The organism is Nocardia carnea (assembly GCF_029868325.1).
Taxonomy (GTDB): domain Bacteria; phylum Actinomycetota; class Actinomycetes; order Mycobacteriales; family Mycobacteriaceae; genus Nocardia; species Nocardia carnea_C.
This window is the reverse complement of the sequence record NZ_JARWNW010000311.1, coordinates 18402-34060: the sequence shown is the minus strand read 5'-3', so window position 1 is coordinate 34060 and position 15659 is coordinate 18402. Positions and strand designations below refer to the sequence as shown.

At 65.7% G+C, this 15659-nt stretch carries 13 protein-coding genes; 7 read left to right on the top strand and 6 right to left on the bottom strand.

Annotation, left to right across the window (positions count from 1 at the left end; translation table 11 throughout):
- Positions 1–20 precede the first annotated feature (20 nt).
- The 5 genes from QH196_RS30535 to QH196_RS30515 all read left to right on the top strand — a co-directional run bounded on the left by QH196_RS30535 (position 21) and on the right by QH196_RS30515 (position 6163).
- Entirely contained in the window at positions 21–1217 is a 1197-nt protein-coding gene (locus QH196_RS30535; RefSeq protein WP_280419317.1) for an amidohydrolase family protein, read from the top strand.
- Between the two features lie 10 nt (positions 1218–1227).
- On the top strand, positions 1228–2655 hold the full coding sequence (locus QH196_RS30530) for a FadD3 family acyl-CoA ligase (protein WP_280419316.1): 1428 nt from the start codon (positions 1228–1230) through the stop codon (positions 2653–2655).
- Positions 2656–2815: 160 nt separating this feature from the next.
- Positions 2816–4084, top strand: a complete 1269-nt coding sequence (locus QH196_RS30525) for an amidohydrolase family protein (protein WP_280419315.1) — start codon at positions 2816–2818, stop codon at positions 4082–4084.
- 132 nt (positions 4085–4216) lie between these two features.
- Positions 4217–4873: a hypothetical protein gene (locus tag QH196_RS30520; protein WP_280419314.1), complete on the top strand. Its 657-nt coding sequence runs from the start codon at positions 4217–4219 to the stop codon at positions 4871–4873.
- A gap of 549 nt (positions 4874–5422) precedes the next feature.
- Positions 5423–6163: an SCO6745 family protein gene (locus QH196_RS30515; protein ID WP_280419313.1), complete on the top strand. Its 741-nt coding sequence runs from the start codon at positions 5423–5425 to the stop codon at positions 6161–6163.
- Positions 6164–6354: 191 nt separating this feature from the next.
- On the opposite strand, the gene QH196_RS30510 is transcribed toward QH196_RS30515, so the two are convergent.
- The gene (locus QH196_RS30510; protein WP_280419312.1) at positions 6355–7542 is read right to left on the bottom strand and encodes an erythromycin esterase family protein; all 1188 of its coding nucleotides are present in this window, start codon (positions 7540–7542) and stop codon (positions 6355–6357) included.
- Positions 7543–7621: 79 nt separating this feature from the next.
- On the opposite strand from QH196_RS30510, the gene QH196_RS30505 reads away from it, so the two are divergent.
- On the top strand, positions 7622–8335 hold the full coding sequence (locus tag QH196_RS30505) for a MerR family DNA-binding transcriptional regulator (protein WP_280419311.1): 714 nt from the start codon (positions 7622–7624) through the stop codon (positions 8333–8335).
- Here the strand turns inward: QH196_RS30505 and QH196_RS30500 are convergent, their stop codons facing one another.
- From QH196_RS30500 to QH196_RS30485, 4 genes are all read right to left on the bottom strand, one after another.
- Complete coding sequence (locus QH196_RS30500; protein WP_280419310.1) at positions 8336–9562, bottom strand: cytochrome P450; 1227 nt, start codon at positions 9560–9562, stop codon at positions 8336–8338.
- Positions 9563–9581: 19 nt separating this feature from the next.
- Positions 9582–10709, bottom strand: coding sequence for a radical SAM protein (locus QH196_RS30495; RefSeq protein ID WP_280419309.1), 1128 nt, complete (start codon positions 10707–10709; stop codon positions 9582–9584).
- 391 nt (positions 10710–11100) lie between these two features.
- On the bottom strand, positions 11101–12363 hold the full coding sequence (locus tag QH196_RS30490; RefSeq protein WP_280419308.1) for a cytochrome P450: 1263 nt from the start codon (positions 12361–12363) through the stop codon (positions 11101–11103).
- Positions 12364–12513: 150 nt separating this feature from the next.
- Complete coding sequence (locus QH196_RS30485; RefSeq protein ID WP_280419307.1) at positions 12514–12951, bottom strand: TIGR03667 family PPOX class F420-dependent oxidoreductase; 438 nt, start codon at positions 12949–12951, stop codon at positions 12514–12516.
- A 205-nt stretch (positions 12952–13156) separates the two neighbouring features.
- Here QH196_RS30485 and QH196_RS30480 point away from each other — a divergent pair, with 205 nt between their 5' ends.
- Positions 13157–13414, top strand: a complete 258-nt coding sequence (locus QH196_RS30480) for a hypothetical protein (protein WP_280419306.1) — start codon at positions 13157–13159, stop codon at positions 13412–13414.
- 24 nt (positions 13415–13438) lie between these two features.
- Here the strand turns inward: QH196_RS30480 and QH196_RS30475 are convergent, their stop codons facing one another.
- Complete coding sequence (locus QH196_RS30475) at positions 13439–15541, bottom strand: acyltransferase family protein (protein WP_280419305.1); 2103 nt, start codon at positions 15539–15541, stop codon at positions 13439–13441.
- Positions 15542–15659: the final 118 nt, after the last annotated feature.

The following is a 15659-nucleotide window of genomic DNA, read 5'->3' as shown; positions in this document are numbered from 1 at the left end:
AAATAGCCAAGGAGGATTTCATGAGTAAAGTCGAGCTGCCCTACCAGCTCTTCGACGCGGACAACCACCTGTACGAGACCAAGGAGGCGCTGACCCGCCACCTGCCCAAGCAGTACGAGGGGGCCATCCAGTACGTCGAGATCAACGGCCGCACCAAGATCGCGGTACTCGGCCAGATCAGCGAGTACATTCCCAACCCCACCTTCGACGTCGTGGCCCGCCCGGGCGCGATGGAGGATTACTTCAAGCACGGAAATCCCGAGGGCAAGAGCCGGCGCGAGATCTTCGGCAAGTCGATGAAGGCGATCGACGCCTTCCGCAACCCGGAAGCACGGCTGCAGGTCATGGACGACCTCCAGTTGCAGCGCGCGCTCATGTTCCCCACCCTGGCCAGCCTGGTCGAGGAGCGGATGCGGCACCACCCCGAGCTGATCCACGCGGTGATCGAATCACTGAACCGCTGGATGCTCGACGACTGGGGTCAGGACGGTAGCTTCGTGCACTCCGGCCGGATCTTCACCGTTCCGGTGATCACCCTGCCGATCGTCGAGCGGGCGATCGACGAACTGAACTGGGCCGTCGTCGAACACGGCGCCAAGGCCATTCTGGTGCGCCCGGCCCCGGTCCCCGGATTCAAGGGCATGCGCTCGTTCGCACTGCCGGAGTTCGACCCGTTCTGGAAGCGTGTCGTCGAACTCGATGTCCTGGTCACCATGCATTCCTCGGACAGCGGCTATTCACGCTTCGATGCCGAGTGGGACGGTAACGACAAGGAGATGCTGCCGTTCCAGACCAACACTTTCGCAATGACCAATCAGTGGCGGCCGGTCACCGATGCGGTCGCGTCGTGGGTATGCCACGGGGCGCTGAACCGCTTCCCCGATCTGAAGATCGCGGTGATCGAAAACGGTTCGGCCTGGCTGGAACCGCTGCTACAGCAGCTGACCGACGTCTACAAGAAGGCGCCGGAGGGCTTCGGCTTCCAGAATCCGATCGACGCCATCAAGCGCAGCCTCTACGTGAGCCCGTTCTGGGAAGAGGATCTGCAGCGGCTTTCGGAGGTCATGGGCGCCGACCATGTGCTGTTCGGTTCCGACTGGCCACATCCGGAGGGGCTGGCCGAACCGGCCCGCTACATCCACGAGATCAAGGATATGCCGCTGGAGAACCAGACCAAGATCATGGGCGGCAACCTTGCCCGGCTGCTGAAGGTCTGAGCGGAACCCTATGTCCTGGGAGACCATCCCGCAGTTGGCCCTGTCCACCGCCGACCGCTTCGGTGACGCCGAAGCGGTGGTGGACGGGGAACTGCGGTTGACCTATACCGAACTCGCGGACCGCATCCGCCGGGCCGCGGGCGCATACGCCGAAGCCGGGATCGGCAAGGGCGACCGGGCGGCCATCTGGGCACCCAATTCCGCCGAATGGATCATCGCCGCGCTCGGCCTGTTGACCGCGGGCGGCGTGCTGGTGCCGGTGAACACCCGGTTCAAAGCCGAGGAAGCGGCCGATGTGATCCGCCGCAGCGGCGCCAAAGCGCTTCTCGTGCAGAAGGGCTTCCTCGGCGGGGATTATCCCGCACCGCCCGGAGTGCCGGTCTTCGACTTGAAATCGGATTTCCTGGGCAGCGGCGCACCGTTCGAACGCGAGGTGGCCGGCACCGATATCGCCGACATCATCTACACCTCGGGCACCACGGGGCGCCCCAAGGGCGTGATGATGAATCATCTGCAGACGCTGCGGCTCTATGCGGAATGGTGCGATCTCGCCGATCTCCGCGAGGGCGATCGCTATCTGATGGTGAACCCGTTCTTCCACACCTTCGGGCTGAAGGCGGGAATCGTCTCCTCGCTCATCCGTGGCGCCACCATGCTGCCGGTGCCGGTGTTCGATGTCGGCACGGTGCTCGAGCTGGTGGAGAAGGAACGGGTCACCATGCTTCCGGGCGCGCCGACCCTCTACCATTCCCTGCTCGAATACGAGGGCACACGCGATATCTCGTCGCTGCGGGCCGCGGTCACCGGGGCCGCCGATATCCCGGTCGACCTGATCCGCCGGATCCGCCAGGAGCTGCCCTTCCAGTCGATCATGACCGGCTACGGGCTCACCGAAGCGGGTACGGCCACCGCGTCCCGCCCCGGCGACACCTTCGAGCAGATCGCCACCACCGCGGGCACCGCCTGCGACGGTATCGAACTGTGTATCGCCGACGACGGGGAAGTACTCATCCGCGGGTACAGCGTGATGCAGGGCTACCTGGACGATCCCGAAGGCACCGCCGCGGCGATCGACGCCGACGGCTGGCTGCACACCGGTGATCTGGGCAGTCTCGACGACGGCGGCCGGTTGAAAGTTATCGGGCGCAAGAAGGATATGTACATCGTCGGCGGATTCAACGCCTACCCGGCCGAAATCGAAGGCTTCCTGCTGGAGCACCCGGCGGTCGCCCAGGCCGCGGTGATCGGGGTACCCGACGAACGCATGGGGCAGGTGGGCAAGGCATTCGTGGTGGCGCGCGAAGCGGTCCGCGAAGCCGATCTGATCGCCTGGGCCAAGGAGCGAATGGCCGGCTACAAGGTGCCGCGGTCGGTGGTATTCCTCGACGAACTACCGCTCAACGCCACCGGAAAGGTGATGAAAGACCAGCTGCGCTGAGCACGCCCGAGCACTTCCACGATCCGCTCCGATCGTCTCGACCCGGCACCGGCTGCGGTGTATCGTCGAACACAACCGAGAGCGCAATTCTCATAATCGGAGATTTTTACTCTCCCAGCCCGGGCGCGCCCGGCGTCGACCATGAACAGCGAGGAATCCGGTGAATATCGACGACATGATCCTGGTGAGCATCGACGACCACGTGGTCGAGCCGCGCAATATGTTCGACAACCACGTGCCGAAGAAATACGCCGAGTACGTCCCCAAGGTCGTCGTGGACGACCAGGGCATCGACCGCTGGATCTACCGGGACCGGCCGACAGGTGTCACCGGCCTCAACGCGGTCGTCTCCTGGCCACCCGAAGAGTGGGGCTACGACCCCGCGGGCTACGCCGAAATGCGGCCCGCGGTCTACGACATCCATGACCGGGTCCGCGATATGGATGCCAACGGTGTGCTGGGCTCCATGTGCTTCCCTACCTTCACCGGCTTCAGCGCCGGCCATCTGAGCCGCGGCGGGATGGACGAGATCACCGTCGCGATGATCTCCGCCTACAACGACTGGCATATCGAGGAATGGGCGGGTGCCTACCCGGGCCGGTTCATCCCGATCGGCATTCTGCCACTGTGGGAACCACAGCTGGCTGTCGACGAGATCAACCGGCTCGCCACGAAGGGCTGTCGTTCGGTGACGATGCCGGAACTGCCGCATATCGACGGCCTGCCCAGCTACCACGATATCGACTACTGGGGCCCGGTGTTCCAGGCGCTCTGCGATAACGACACCGTCATGAACCTGCACATCGGACAGGGTTTCGGCGTGCTCAAACTGGCCCCGGACGCGCCGATCGACAATCTGATGGTCCTCGCGCCCAGTATCTCGCTGATCGGTGTCCAGGATCTGCTGTGGGGCCCGGCCTTCCGCAGCTACCCGAAGCTGAAGGTCGCGATGTCCGAGGGCGGTGTCGGGTGGATTCCGTTCTTCCTGGACCGCTCCGACCGGCATTACACCAACCAGCGCTGGCTGCGCCGCGATTTCGGCGGCAAGATGCCCAGCGAGGTGTTCCGTGAGCATGTCATGGCCTGTTACGTCACCGATCCGACCTCGCTGAAGCTCCGCCACGAGATCGGGATCGACAATATCGCCTGGGAATGCGACTACCCGCATTCGGATTCGCTGTGGCCGGGTGCCCCGGAATTCGTGCTGAAGGAACTCGAGGAGGCCGGCGCCGACGATTCCGATATCGACAAGATCACCTGGCAGAACGCCTGCCGCTTCCTGAACTGGGATCCCTTCGCCCATCAGACCCGCGAAGAAGCGACGGTCGGCGCGTTGCGCGCCAAGGGCGCCGATGTCGACCTGTCCACCACCACCCGCCAGGAATACGCGGACCGCTACGCCGCCAAGTACGCGAGCTCGTCCGGGTAGGGAACTCCTGTCCACACCGGCGTCGACGCCGGCACCCGATACCACCTGCCCCGCGAGACCGGCGGCACGCCGCAGCCGGCCCGGTGAGCTGCGCATTGGGAACCTGTCGGACCCACTCGATACTCTGCCGGGATGGTCCGACCCGATCCGGCGCTGCGCCGTCTACTGCGCGAAACGCAGAAGTTGTTGGAGCCGTACGGATTCCACGGCAGCGATCCGCGCTGGGTACGTATCGAGCCGGGCGGTGTCGCCGCCGTGGGCCGCACCCGGGCGTCCCGCACCTGGACCGACGGGCACCAGGTGCTCCGATTCGACCTGCACCTGACCGCCACACCGGCCGCGTGGTGGGAGTTCGGGAACTGGCGCAACACCCGGCTGGGCCTGCCCGCGATACCGCTGGAACAGGCCACGGGCCCCGATCTGCTCACCACCGGGAACCTCTCCGGCGAACCGGCCGGGCCGTGGAGCCTGCGATCCGCCCCCGACGGCCATGTCCTGCAATCGGATATCGATACGGTTCGCGCCGAACTCCCCCGCCGCATCCACACCTGCGCACGCCGCGCCCTGCAACTGGTCGAGCCGGACCGCTACCTCGACGAACTCCTTGCCCACGCGGATCCACACATCGGCACCTGGGAGACGATCGTCGTCCTCCTCGCCGGCCGCGGGCCCGGCCCGGAACTCGACGACGCCATCGAACACCTCCGGGGGTTTTTCCCCGGCCGCGAGCTACCGGCCTACACCGGGGATGTCATCGCCTACGCACAGAACAGAAGCGCCCTGGTCTGACTCGGACCGGCCCGGGGCCCTTATGTTCCGCCGGTGCAAATGTCCGACCGTGGCGCCGGCGCACGGGCCCAGTCGGCCGCGGCTCCCCGAACACCTACCGGCACACCTGGTCGCGCCGCCCCGTCGCCCGCACCTCGATGACGCCGCTGATGTCGACGGTGAATACCCGGCCGAGCACCCGGCACCCGCGGCAACCGACCGGCAAGCAGATCGCGCACCAAATTCGCGAGCACACTCCTGGGCGCTCGCCGGGCACGACGCGGGCGCCGGAATGGAGCCCCTCGGCCACCGGGCGGCGACCACACGGAACTACAGAGTTCATCTCGCGGGACAACCGCAACGCACGCGATGGCCCGGATTCCCGGATGGAGAGCGGCGCACCCGGCAGACTGAGCATCGCCGTGAGCGCACAGTGCGGCGATTCATGAGCACGCAACGGGCGAGCCGGATTGATGGCCCGGCCGGACACGGACCCCTGCAAACGACCCTTCCGTACGGCGTAAGAACACGATACGGTCACTGGAGGAAACAGAGCGAGGAGAAATCGGAATGTCGGTCGGCGCGACGGTGAACAAACATATCCAGGAACTCGGCGGCGGGTTCATGTTTTCCCGGGAGGCACGAACCTACGCCGCCGAAACCGGTATCGACGAATTCTTCGGCCCCTACACCCGCGGCCGCGGCGGCGTCCTCGGCGAGGTGGATGCCGATGTGGTCACCGCCGCGTTCGGGTTCTTCCCGGGGCATTCCATCCGCACCGCGTGGGAATCGGTGTCGATGCCCGCCGAGAAAGCAGCGCAGCGCTACGCACTGGCCTGCCAGGATTTCGGCCGGCGCAAACTCGGCGCGTTCGAGGATGCTGCGCGCCTCGCAACCCTCATGGAAGCCGTTGCCACGGCGGCCGATCCCGCCGGGGCGCCCCTGTTCGCCGGCTGGCGGGCAATGCCCCTGCCCGCCGATCCGGCCGCGCGAGTCATGCAACTCGCGCATGTCCTGCGTGAACTCCGCGGCGGCCTGCACCTGATGGCCGTGCGCGCATCCGGCATCACCCCGCTACAAGCCGTCCTGGTCTCCGGCTCCCCGCTCAACGACGGCCCCGGGCAGGCCCGCTGGTACGGCTGGCCCGAACCCTTCGAGGAGATCACCGACGATATCCGCGACCGCTGGCAGCAGGCGGAATCGGTCACCGATGCGCTGATCGCCCCGGCGTTCGCGGTCCTCGGCGATACCGATGCCGCCGATCTCGTCCGGTTGACCGCCGCCGCCCACGCCGCAACCTTCGCCCGCTGAAGACGCCGGAGGCCGGCCCGGAGCTGGACCGGCCGTCGGTGGTGTCGTCCGCTGCCGCAGATCGGCAGAACCTGTGGCGGGCGAACTCCACAGCATCGGTTCGGAACTGGAGCCCTGAACAGGATCCGCCGGTTCCGAGACTTGCCGAACACTCGAAGGCGCCCGACCACCGATTACCGGCCGAGGGAGCCTTATCGGAGTTGCGGTGCCATCGCCGGGCGCAGGGCCGGCGCCCCTCCTCGATGGGTAGCGCCGTCGTGGATATGCAGGATCGCATCGGCCTCTTCGACCGTCTCGCGGTCGAGCGGAAAATAGCCGTGCGCCGGCGTGTGGTCCACGCGCGTGGTCGCGGCTGGGATTTCGGTGGGCGCCACGAACCCCCGGCCAGCCACCCGCCCCTGTAGGAAACCCTCGTAGGTGCTGCCTTCGGGTTCCGGCATACCGATGCTGTCGTCATGCCCCAGACTGCCGATCACGACGGCGTACCGGGAACCCGGTAGCGATCCGGCGATGGCGCCGGCGCTCGACCATTCCAGATCCATATCGCCCAGGCGCATCCGGCTCGTATTGCGCTGCAGGTGCAGGTTGTGCGCGAACACCAGGGTCGCACCCCGCCCGCTCTCGATCCGCCGGATATCCAGGAGGTTCCGGGCCATGAGTGCGTCCCGGGTGGCGCACATGCGGGTCCAGCGGGCTTGCTGTTCGACAGGTTGCGCTGCCTGCCGGTGGTACCGCAGCATCCCGAGTCCGGCCGTCAGCTGGGTTTCGGCCCGGGTCCAGTGGGTCTGCGAGGTTTTCGCCACCAGTTCCGGTGCCCGCGCGTAGAGCTCGGTGAGCATATCGTCGGCGAGCACCCGGAGATCGTCGGCTTCGCGGGTGGCACCGGGAGATTCGCCCGGGTCCATGACTGCCTCCGTGCGGTGCCAGCGTTCGTCCGCACCTGCGAGACCGGCCACGTCATGGTCGAGACCCAGATAGTCGCGGGCGTATTCGAGATACCGGCGCGGGCTCGGTGCGTTCATCGTCTCCATCGACCCGTCGAAGCCGTGGAACGCCAGACGGTCTTCGGCCGGCCGGTTCTCGTTGTATTCCCGCATCCAGGCAACCAGCTGCCGGTTGGCTTCCAGCTCACCGAAGCCGTGCGAGAACCCTGCCCGCATGGCCTCGTCCAGGGTACCGGCCCCCTGTCGCACGTAGTCGTCGACGACGAGCGCGGCCACGCGATCGCTTTCCAGTGCTATCGACCGGAAGCCGCGGCCCGCCAACTCGGCGAACAGCTCGTTGCGGGTCCAGGCAAAGGCGGGTTCGAGGTGGGTCGGTTCACCGAATCCCAGCAGGTCGGTGGAACCGATATCGAAGATTTCCGTATCGACGTTCATTTCTTCGATCGTATCTTTGAAAGATCGATTGAGACTTCTCCATCAGTTACCTGGGGACAGTGGAATATAGTCTAAAAAGGTGAGCAGACTTCGCCCGGCCGACCTCGCCCGCGAGCACGGACTCTCCACCCAGGCCGTCCGGAACTACGAACGCGACGGGTTCATTCCCGCCGCCGAACGCACCGTCAGCGGTTACCGCATCTACACCGAAGCGCACGGCGCGGCGCTGCGCGCCTACCTCGCCCTGATCACCGCATACGGCCACGCCCTCGCCGGACGGATCATGACCGAGGTACACGAGGGCGGGCTCGACACCGCCCTGGAGCTCATCGACCGCGGCCACCACCAGCTGCTGCGCGACCGCGAAACCCTCGACACGGTGCGTAAGGCGATCGGTCATCTGACCTCCGGGCCCGGCCCCACCGCGGACCACGCCACCGCCACCACCCGCACTGTCGGTGAACTCGCCCACCATCTCCGCGTCACCCCCGCAACCCTGCGCAAATGGGAAACCGCCGGCATCCTCACCCCGGTGCGCGACCCGGTGACCGGATACCGGGTCTTCCGCGCACCCGATATCCGCGACGCCGAACTCGCCCACCTGCTGCGGCGCGGCGGCTACGGCCTCGCCCATATCGCCACCGTGGTGGAGCAGATCCGCACGGCCGGTGGCACAGCTGCCCTTGCCGCCGCGCTCGACGACTGGCAGCGCGCACTCACCGCGCGTGGGGTCGCGATGCTGGTGGCAGCCGGTCTGCTCGGGCACTACCTGCACGACACCGAGCGGATGTGATCAGCTCTCGAGGACGACGGGCAGCCCGCGCAACCCGTGGAGTGCGCGCGATTGCAAGGGCTCGGTTTTACCTGCGATGCTTGCGTCCGGAAACCTTTCGAAGAAACGCCGGACCGCGATGGCCGCTTCTGCACGGGCCAGCGCGGCACCGATACAGAAGTGGATTCCCGCACCGAAAGTGAGGTGGCGGTGTGGTTCCCGGCGGCGGGGGTCGAATACGTGTGGGTCGGTGAAGATCTCCGGATCGCGATTCGCGGCGGCGAGAAGCGCCACGATCGGCGTGCCGGCGGTGATGGTTCGATCGGCCAGCCGGGTATCGGTTTTCGCGACTCGGACGACGTATTGGACGGGAGTGTCGTAACGCAGCGATTCTTCGATCACCGCTGTGTAATCACCGTCGGCCGGATGGAGGCCGGGCTCCCGTAGCAGCATATGCAGAGCGTTTCCCAGTAGATGTGTGGTGGTGCCGAAACCGCCGACCAGCAGCATGCTGCAGGTGGCAATGGCCTCGCGCAGGGTCAGCTGTGCCGGGCATTGCTGTGCCAGACCGGCGATGAGGCCGGCACTCCGCGGTTCGGCCTGCTCCAGACGATCCTTGAAATACGCTGTCATCTCGGTGACGAGCGCTCGGGAACGCTCCCGTTCCTGCGCTGTTCTGGCCCCGTCCAGCAATGAGGCGAGAACGTTGCCCCAGGCGGCGAAGCGCGGGGCATCCGTCTGCGGCAGGCCGAGAATATGCGAGATCATCGCCATCGGCACGGCTTCGGCATAGTTCGTCACCAGGTCGGTCACACCGCCGCGCGGAAGCTCGTTCAGGCAGTGCTCGACACTCTTTTCGATCCGGGGCGTGAGATCGGCGAGTTCGCGCCGGTGGAACGTCGGCGCCGCCAGGGACCGCAATTCCGTGTGCCGAGGTGGTTCCAGCTTCAGAAAGGAGTCGTCGACCGGATGGACGAGCGTGACATCGCCGGTGGCATTGCGCCTGCGTGCCGACGCACCGATCGGCGCCGGCCCGAAGTCGCTGCTGGTGAGAACCTGGTGACACAGTCCGTGTGAGGCGGTGAACAGCAGGCCACGGCGACTGGTGGCCAGCGCGCCCCGGGCACGGACCTTCTCGTATTCCTTGTGCCGATCGGCCCCGGGGCGGGCCCAGAGGATCCGCGCACCCGGGTCGCCACGAAGGACATCGGAGAAGAGCCGTGCCTTTTCCAGAGACAGTGCTGCCATGATCGGTCGCTACCCGCCCCTATGCGCCGACCACCGGCTGGGCGGTCACCTGCCGGGCGGGGTGATAACTGGACCAGTAGTACTGGCGGTAGAAGTTCTCGGCCAGATTCACCCAGGTGTTCAGGTGGTCCAGATCGCCCAGGAAACGGTGCATATTGACGAGCAACCAGCTCCATACGGCCTGACTGTCCCGGCAGTTGTCACAGTCCCCGGTGGTGGCACAGTACTGGACGCTCTGGTCGGTTCGGTACGCGTTGAACCGCCCGACGATCGGATGCCCCTCGGTCAGACGCTTGGCGTGCGCGGGATGATCGTTGCTGATGCTGGGGCAGGTTTCGGCGCCGAAGGTCCCCCAATGCGTGCGCCCCGTGACCAGCGTTCGGAAGTAATACGGGTCGCCGATAACGGTATCGGGGTAGGTTTCGCGCATCCGGGTCATTTCCTCGATGGCCCGTTCTTCGTTGTGCAGCCGGGCGGTGGGATCTGTGCCGTTGTCGCTGTAGTAACCGAAGTTGATCTGGTTACCGTTTTCGGCGATGGCCTCGACAGTTCTTTCGAGGTAAGGCATTCCGGCTTCGCTGAGCGTGTAGACCCAGGTGGCCCGCGGGTCACCGGTATACGTGCGCAACGCCTTGTCGAACAATCCGGTGATCCGCCGGCCGTTGACTCCGTAACCGCGCAACTCGTCGTCGACCGGCCCTCCGCCCCACAGCGATACCGCGATGGCGAGATCTTCCAGCCCGTCGTACGGAATCGGCCGCGTCCCGTTCGTCACCACCGTGACATTGCGAATCGTCTCCGCGAATACGCGCACGCGGTCCAGGACGAGTGCCGGTTCGCCGCCGATCAACAGTGTGCTGGTGATCTTCTTGTTGTCGCGGAGATCTTCGGCGAACGCGCGGATCGTTCCCAGATCACGGATTTCGACGCTCTGCTTGTCCATATCGTGTTCGAAGAACCAGCAGCCCTTGCACCGCAGGTTACAGGCGTCGGTAACCCAGACCTCCACCGTTCTGATTCCCCGGGCCACTTCGTTCACACGCATCAAACGTTCGGCCAATGCCGGATCCTCTTGCGCGAGTTCGAATGCTCGGGTTAATATGCGTTCCTTACTTGGCCTGACGTCCAGGAAAACGGGCTGAGCCACGACATCCTCCTCGGGGCGATGCGGCAAGTTCTGCGCGCTACTAGATGTCACCGGCTAGTCGAACATGTCCGAAAACGACAGTGCTGCCGATGCGTAGCCGAATCAACGGGATTCGACGGTGGTAGGTAAGAGAGCGGACAGGGAGCGGTCTTACTGAACTGAAATCATTAGCGCCACAAAGAATTCTAGGATAGCCCTGCTGGCAGCGCGAGACCCCAGCGTTATCCTTGTCACTTTTATAACACTCCTGTCATATGCCAGGAATACTTACGACGCAACGGTAGCCGTTGCGTAAATTTTACGCACCCCTGTTGTCGGGTAGCGACCCAGCACGCTCGCGTCGGCGTGAATCAGCCACGGCGCAGCCACATCCGGCCACACCGCAGCAACCTCAGGGACCCAGCGGTGGCGACGGCGGAAACACCACCGGCATCGATGAGAGTGCGCGATGGAAAGGCCCTGGCCGCCAACGCAGTTCCTCGGGACGGCAGGCGAGCTGCACCTCGGGCAGCGCGTCGAGCAGCTGATCGATCGCATTCTGGGCAACCATATAGGCAATCGAGCGGGCCGGGCAGGTATGCGGGCCCGAACCCCACGCCAGATGCGCGTTGTTGTCGGTGTACTCGCCCGCATGGATTGCCGGATCGTTGTTGCAGGCCGACATTCCGATGAGGACCGGCTGATCGGCGGGTAGCCAAACACCGTCGAGCATGATCGGTTGCCGCGGATAGCTGAGACAGTAGTTCGCCATCGGCGGGTCGGTGTACAGCAGCTCGTTGAGTGCGTCCCGGGTCGTCGGTGCCACACCGGAAGACGATGTGCCGGTGAACCGCGGGTCGGTGATCATGAGAAGCAGCGTGTTGACCGTCAGGTTGGTCAGTGGCTCGATACCCGCCCCGTACAACACGGCCAACTGGTGCACCATCTCCGAATCCTGCAGCTGCGCCGAGTGGGCCAGCAGCCGGGAGGTGACGTCACGTCCGGGTTCGGCGCGCTTGAGTGCGACCAGCTCCAGAAGCCCTTCGTTGATCTGGGCGTCCGCTTCGGTGGCGGCGGAACCACCTTCGAACATGGCAGCCATACCGGCAGCGATGTACTGCCCGATATCCGGCGGGCAACCCAGCATGGCGTTGAGCACCTGGAAGGTCAGCGGAAAGGCGTACTGACCGATGAGTTCGGCTTTGCCGTCCAGACAGAAGTCGTTGATCAGCGGGGTGGCAACCGCTTCGACGTTCTGGTGCATGGAGAACAGATCGACCCCGTCGAGTGCGGCTGTAATCGCCTGCCGGTACCGGGCATGCTCCCGTCCGGTACTGCGCATCACATTGGGCCGCCACGCCATCATGGGCATGAGCGGGTGGTCGGCCGGGACGGTCTTCTCCCAGGCACGCGCATCGGCCGGAAAGTGTTCGGGGTCGTTGAAGATCCGGATGGCGGTGTGGTATCCGATCACCAGGGTGGCCGGAATACCGGGCGCCAGCTCCACTGGTGCGAGGGTTTCATGCCGACGACGCATCTGAGTGAACGAACGATGCGGATCGGCGGCGTACTCCTCGGTATACAGGGCGACGCGCTGCGGTGCACCGGTCCGGGCGGGGGCGGAGTACGGGCAGCCGGCAGTGCCGGTTCCGGGCGACGGGAGGGACTTGGCCAATGCCTTGGAACTCCAATGAAAGCAACAACAACAGATCAGAAGTTGTCTCAGTTGGGACATCTCCTGTGTCGGAACATTATTGATGTAGCGAATCGACCGCAAGCCGGCGGGTAGTGCGTTGTGCCACTGCGAGCCGCGGCGCCATGAGGGTCAGAAACCTCGGAGCCGGTCGGGGATCACCCGGATCGGCACCGAATACTCGGCGCGGAACTGCTCGGCTGTCATCGCCAGGCCCGCCAGCCCGTCCCGGTACTTCTCGAGGTAGGCGGCGACCTCCTCCGGGTCGGTTGTCAGTTCGAGCCGGGCGGAACCGCCGAAAACGACGATATCGCCGCCGGATCCGGTGCTGTTGAAATGCAGCGCAACCCGGTGGTCGCGGGCGATATTACGCAGCTTCGGCCGGTCGGGCTGACTGAAGATGAGAAAGGATCCCGCCTGCCAGTGGAACCACACCGGGTTCGGTTGCGGGGTGCCGGTCGGGCCGACGGTGGTCAGCCAGATGATCTCCTCATGCGCCAGGCGCGCAGCAACCCGGGCACCGAACTCCGTCGCGGGATCGAATAGTTCGTTGACCTGCGGTGTTTCCATGGGCCGACCTCCAGATCATCGGGAACTTCGCCGGAACAACACCCTCACCCGCGCACCGGTTCCCCACAAGAGCGACGACCGAGCAAAACCGTAAGCATTCGATAACAGCTTATTTTATAGGTCTCTTTTCCGTCTAAATAGAGTCTCGGAGCACACTTCCGTGCGAAACTTCTGCCGTTCGTCAACCCCTCTGAAAGAAGACGCCATGAGAACACTCGCCTTGCTGGGCTCGACCGCACTCGCCTTCGCTGCCGCCGGAACCGTCGTCGCCGCCCAGCCCGCCGCAGCCCAGCCTGCGGAATGCCACTCCTCCTACGAGCCCTGCGTCCCCATCACCAGCGACGTCGACTGCGCGGGCGGCAGTGGTAACGGGCCCGAGTACACCGGGCAGGTTCGAGTGATCGGTCCCGACGAATACGACCTGGACCGCGACGGCAATGGAATCGGTTGCGAAAACAGCTGATCCGCACGGTTCATCCGGGCGCCGTCACCACCATCCCAGCAGGGGATGCAACGCGCGCCCGAGTGGGCCGGCCAGGGAGCGAGAGAAGGTCGCGCTCAGATGGTGTTCGTCGTGGTACGCGAGAATATTTCCTACGACGACCGGGCACAGGTCATCGGTACAGACGGCGCCGCTGAGGTCGATGGGGAATACATTCGGAAAGTACGATGCAGGCTCGAGGGCGGGATTGATCTCGTCCAGGGCATCGATACGGTGCATCCCGCAACCGGCCGCCGTCCCGCCGAAGGCTAGACAGTCACCGGCCCGATACGGGACGCCGCCGTCGCGGCGCAGCCACGGAGTATCGCGGATCGCGATCACATTCAGGCCCTGATCGGCCAGCGCCGCCCAGACGTCGGGATAACCGGGCGGGGTTTCGTCACCGCTTTCCAGACGCGGATGCGTGCCGATGGTGAACACCCAGTCGGGCCGGTCGGTTCCCAGCCGGTCGATGACATCCCGGGACCAGTCGCGGCAGTCCGGGATGGCCTCACCTTTGTAGGTGGCATCTTCTGCGAGTGTCAGTGCGCAGCCCATCTTGAGGTAGGTCCGGATTCGGAAATTGTGTTGTTCGGCGAGGACCTGCAGGGCCGGCAACCAGTGCTCCACATGCGAACTCCCCGCCATGGCCAGCGTTCGTTCCGCGTCCGGGTCGCCGTAGGTGCAGGTCACAACATCACGCGTGTCCCAATCGGCGATACAGCCGTCCATCGTCGAGGGCGGCAGATCCGCCGAGACCTCCAAGGGGCTCGGACGTACCCGGGCCTCCGGAACAGGTGCACCCGACGCGAGCGCTTCCGCACCGGGATAGCGGACGGGGTCGAGAGCATTCGGCACCCTCGCCTGCCCCACGACGAGGACCTGCCAGGCGACTGTTACCGCGACCATCGCAACCGCTACCGCCGATACCGCCACGCCCGCCACCCGCCGGTACCGCGCGGACACCTCACCCGCCGCGGGACCGGCTCCGGAGCGCAGCCGGAGCGGCTGTTCGACCCAGCGATGCGTGCACCAGGCCAGCACCACCGACAACACGATGATCGCGACCCCACCGGCCAGACCCGCCCGCGGCTGATCGCGGTAGGCCAGGTAGAAGATCAGAATCGGCCAGTGCCACAGGTACAGGGGGTAGGCGATATCGCCGAGCCGGCGTGCCACCGGGGTGGCCAGGACCCGGTTCGGCCACGGCCGGTCCGCGGGGGCCAGGCCGGTACCGGACAGGATGAGCGCCAGACAGGCGCCGACAGGTAGCAGCGCTGCCGGGCCCGGAAAGCGGTTTGCGCCGTCGACGATCAGCCAGCCGCAGCCCACGACCCCGGCCAGTCCCGACCAGGCCAGTACCTGCCGTAACGGTCGCGCCGGTGACCGGCTCGACGCGAAGAGCACCAGGCCCGCGCCGGCCAGCAACTCCCACGCCCGGGCGAAGCTGTCGTAGTAGTTCCAGCCCTGATAGGTGGCCGTACCGTGCGCCGCGTACACGAACGACGCGGCCGCGGCCACGGTGATGACAACCCCCAGTACCGCCCGGATCCGCCCCTGATATCCCAGGTACCGGCATACCGCGGTCACCACCGCTACGACGAGCAGCGCAGCCGCGTAGTACTGCCCCTGCACCGACATCGACCACAGATGCTGTAGCGGGCTCACCGACGGGTCCGCGGCCAGATAGTCCGACCACGTCCACGCGAGCTGCCAGTTCTGGTAGTAGAACAGCGAGGACAGGGTCTGGTCGGCGATATCCGCCCATTGCGTATAGGGACGCAACACCACGGCAGCGCCGAGGACCGCGACGAGCACCACGACCAGCGCCGGCAGCAGACGCCGCAGGGTCCGGCGCACGGTGGACCACACCCCTACCGACCCGGTGCTGCCGGCCCGGCGCAGCAGCAAACCGGTGAAGAAGAAGCCGGACAACACCAGGAAGACGTCCACCCCGCCGGATACCCGGCCCATCCAGATGTGGAACACCACCACCAGCGCGATCGCCATTCCGCGCAGACCGTCCAGATCCGCGCGATAGGCGGTGCCCGCGGCCGGCTTCGTACCGGACCGGGCCGCGGCCGATACCGCGGTTGCCTCGCCGGCCACCGGACCGCGACACCCGGGGGTTCCGGCCGGCCGAGGCGTGAGTCCGGGCGAATGCGACGCAGCCATGACCAACCGTTCCCTTACCCGTCGGAGCCGATCGGTCCATCCGGCGGCCAGG

What these genes read in the sequence shown, in the direction of transcription:
- QH196_RS30535 (WP_280419317.1), top strand. Translation starts at nt 21, where the DNA reads ATGAGTAAAGTCGAGCTGCCCTACCAGCTCTTCGACGCGGACAACCAC.
- QH196_RS30530 (WP_280419316.1), top strand. Translation starts at nt 1,228, where the DNA reads ATGTCCTGGGAGACCATCCCGCAGTTGGCCCTGTCCACCGCCGACCGC.
- QH196_RS30520 (WP_280419314.1), top strand. Translation starts at nt 4,217, where the DNA reads ATGGTCCGACCCGATCCGGCGCTGCGCCGTCTACTGCGCGAAACGCAG.
- QH196_RS30515 (WP_280419313.1), top strand. Translation starts at nt 5,423, where the DNA reads ATGTCGGTCGGCGCGACGGTGAACAAACATATCCAGGAACTCGGCGGC.
- QH196_RS30510 (WP_280419312.1), bottom strand. Translation starts at nt 7,542, where the DNA reads ATGAACGTCGATACGGAAATCTTCGATATCGGTTCCACCGACCTGCTG.
- QH196_RS30500 (WP_280419310.1), bottom strand. Translation starts at nt 9,562, where the DNA reads ATGGCAGCACTGTCTCTGGAAAAGGCACGGCTCTTCTCCGATGTCCTT.
- QH196_RS30485 (WP_280419307.1), bottom strand. Translation starts at nt 12,951, where the DNA reads ATGGAAACACCGCAGGTCAACGAACTATTCGATCCCGCGACGGAGTTC.
- QH196_RS30480 (WP_280419306.1), top strand. Translation starts at nt 13,157, where the DNA reads ATGAGAACACTCGCCTTGCTGGGCTCGACCGCACTCGCCTTCGCTGCC.